At 72.2% G+C, this 2,884-nt stretch carries 3 protein-coding genes; 1 reads left to right on the forward strand and 2 read right to left on the reverse strand.

From position 1 onward, the window contains the following. A partial coding sequence (locus tag BN12_RS20960; protein ID WP_083454825.1) for an acyl-CoA thioesterase occupies nucleotides 1–584 on the reverse strand: 584 nt, incomplete at its 3' end. Between the two features lie 17 nt (nucleotides 585–601). Here BN12_RS20960 and BN12_RS20965 point away from each other — a divergent pair. Further along, the gene (locus BN12_RS20965; RefSeq protein ID WP_048555511.1) at nucleotides 602–1,600 is read left to right on the forward strand and encodes an acrylyl-CoA reductase family protein; all 999 of its coding nucleotides are present in this window, start codon (nucleotides 602–604) and stop codon (nucleotides 1,598–1,600) included. A gap of 110 nt (nucleotides 1,601–1,710) precedes the next feature. On the opposite strand, the gene BN12_RS20970 is transcribed toward BN12_RS20965, so the two are convergent. Continuing rightward, the coding region (locus BN12_RS20970) for an AMP-binding protein (protein ID WP_083454826.1) at nucleotides 1,711–2,884 on the reverse strand (1,174 nt) is incomplete at its 5' end.

Consider the following 2,884-nt stretch of genomic DNA (forward strand, 5'->3'; position numbering starts at 1 on the left):
AGGGGGCGCGTGGGTCGAGGTATGTGGAGATGTCGGCGTGGGGTGGGGTTACCTCGACCGGAGCGCCTGGCCCGGGCTCGAGGTATGCGGTGACGTCGGCGTGGGGTGTGGTTACCTCGATCGGGCGAGGCTAGGCCGGGTCGGCGACGAGGGCGGAGGCGTGGGGCGGGGATGTCGACGGGGCGCCGGGTGGTCCGGTCGACGTAGACGTGGACCCAGTGGCCGACGGCGGCGACCGGCTCGTCGGGGGGCAGGGACGCGGCATACAGCCCGAGCCGGTAGGTGACGCTCGACCGTCCGAGCCGGTCGACGGCGATCCCGACGACGACCGGCTCGGGGTAGGCGAGCGCGGTGACGTACCGGCAGGAGGACTCGGCGACGAGGGGGAGGGCGGCATCGCCCATGGGGTCCGCTCCGGCGACCTCGGCGAGCCAGGCGTTGATCGCGGTGTCGAAGAGCGAGTAGTAGACCGCGTTGTTCAGGTGACCGAACATGTCGTTGTCCATCCACCGGGTCGTGATCGCCCACTCGACGGGGAACGTGGACCGGACGGGCGGAGGACCTGGGTCGCCGGCAGCGCTCATGTGCCAAGGTAACCATCATGAGCATCCCGGAGACGGCGAGGGCCTACCAGCTGCGCAAGGACGGTGACGCGGTCGCCGCCCACTTCACCGACGTGCCTGTCGCCGCCATCGGCGGGGGCGACCTCCTCGTCCGGGTGACCCACTCGAGCGTGAACTACAAGGACGGCCTCGCGGCGACGGGCACGGCACCCATCGCGCGGACCTATCCCCTCATCGGGGGCATCGACGCGGCCGGCGTCGTCGTCGAGGCAGCGGGCGGTCACGCGGCGGGGGATCGGGTCGTCGTCACCGGGTTCGACCTGTCCGAGAAGCACGACGGAGGGTATGCCGAGTACCTCCGGGTCCCCGCGTCCTGGGCCGTCTCGGTGCCCGAGGGACTGGGCCTCTGGGAGTCGATGGTCCTCGGCACGGCGGGCGTCACGGCGGCCCTCGGCATCCACCAGCTCGAGCGCAACGGACTGACCCCGGGGGCCGGTCCGGTCGCGGTGACCGGCGCGAGCGGTGGCGTCGGGGCGATCGCCGTGTCGATGCTCGCCGGCCTCGGCTACGAGGTGACCGCCTTCACCGGGAAGCAGGACGCCCACGAGGCGCTCCGGCGCTACGGCGCGGCGACGGTGGCGGCCCGTCCCGACACCGAGTCCGTCCGTGCCCTCGGCCCGGCGACCTGGGCGGGCGCGATGGACTCCGTCGGCGGCCAGACCCTCGCGTGGCTCGTGAGCACCATGCAGCGGGGCGCGGGGATCGCCAGCTACGGCAACGCCGGCGGGGTGCAGGTCGCGACGACCGTCATGCCGTTCATCCTGCGCGGCGTCAACCTCCTCGGCATCAACTCCGGCTGGTTCGACGACGGGGTGCGTCGCGAGCTGTGGCAGCGGATGGCGTCCGACCTCAAGCCCGCCCACCTCGACGAGATCGGGCACACGGTCGAGTTCGACGGGCTGCCCGACGTATGCCGCGCCATCGTCACCGGGGCCGTGCACGGCCGCACCGTCGTCCACATCGCCGACGAGAGCTGAGCGACCGCCCGGGTCGGGGTGGGGCGTGCGTCGGCGTCGGCGTCGGATCGGCCCGATCGGTTGGGCTCAGCCCGTCCGGTACTCGCGGGATCGGTTCGCGCGGGGCGGGTTCACGACTCGTCGGCCGCCGCGATGTCGGCATACTCCTGGCGCAGCTGACGCTTGAGGATCTTGCCGCTGGGGTTCTTCGGGAGGGCGTCGACGACGACGACGTGCTTGGGCACCTTGAAGGAGCCGAGGCGCGTTCTGGCATGCGCGATGACGTCCTCGGGCGTCACCTCGACGCCGGGTCTCGGCACGACGACGGCCGTCACCGACTCGACCCAGCGCGGGTGGGGGACGCCGAACACGGCGACCTCGGCGACCCCCTCGAGGGTGTAGATCGCCTCCTCGACGTCCCGGCTCGCGACGTTCTCGCCGCCGGACTTGATCATGTCCTTCTTCCGGTCGACGACGTAGAGGTAGCCCTCGGCGTCGACGTACCCGAGGTCGCCGGAGTGGAACCAGCCGTTCCGGAAGGCCTCGGCCGTCCTGTCGTCCGCGAGGTAGTACCCGAGCGTCGCGTGCGGGCTGCGGTGGACGATCTCGCCGACGGTCCCCGGGGGCACGGCCCGGTCCTCGTCGTCGACGATCGCCGTCTCGACGTTGAGGGCCGCGCGGCCCGCCGACCCGGCGCGCGCGAGCTGCTCCGAGGGCCGCAGGATCGTCGCGAGGGGCGCCATCTCGGTCTGCCCGTAGAAGTTCCACAGCTCGACGCCCGGGAGCCGCTCCTGGATCTCCTTGAGGACCTCGACGGGCATCGGCGAGGCGCCGTAGTAGCCCTTGCGCAGGCTGGAGAGGTCGGTGTCGTCGAACAGCGGTGAGCGCAGCAGACCGATCCACACGGTGGGCGGCGCGAAGAACTTCGTGACCCGCTCGCGCTCGATGGCCGCGAGGACCGCCGAGGGGTCGGGCCCGGGAAGGATGATGCTCGTCGCGCCGACGTAGACGTCCGGGCCGAGGAAGCAGTCGAGCTGGGCGCAGTGGTAGAGCGGGAGCGTGTGGAGCTCGACGTCGTCCGGCTCCATCCGCCCGTCCGCGACGCACGAGACGTACTGCCACAGGAGCGACCGGCTCGACAGGAGCGCACCCTTGGGCCGCGACTCGGTGCCCGAGGTGTACATGAGCCGCAGCGGGTCGTCGTCCTCGACGTCGACCTCGGGCGGCGTCGCGGACCCGGCGAACCACGTCGACGCGTCGGCCCACCCCTCGGGGACCGCCGTCCCCGAGGACGGGAGGACCGCC

The sequence above is a fragment of the Nostocoides japonicum T1-X7 genome (genome assembly GCF_001046855.1).
In the GTDB taxonomy this organism is placed as follows: Bacteria; Actinomycetota; Actinomycetes; order Actinomycetales; family Dermatophilaceae; genus Nostocoides; species Nostocoides japonicum.

What these genes read in the sequence shown, in the direction of transcription:
- BN12_RS20965 (WP_048555511.1), top strand. Translation starts at nt 602, where the DNA reads ATGAGCATCCCGGAGACGGCGAGGGCCTACCAGCTGCGCAAGGACGGT.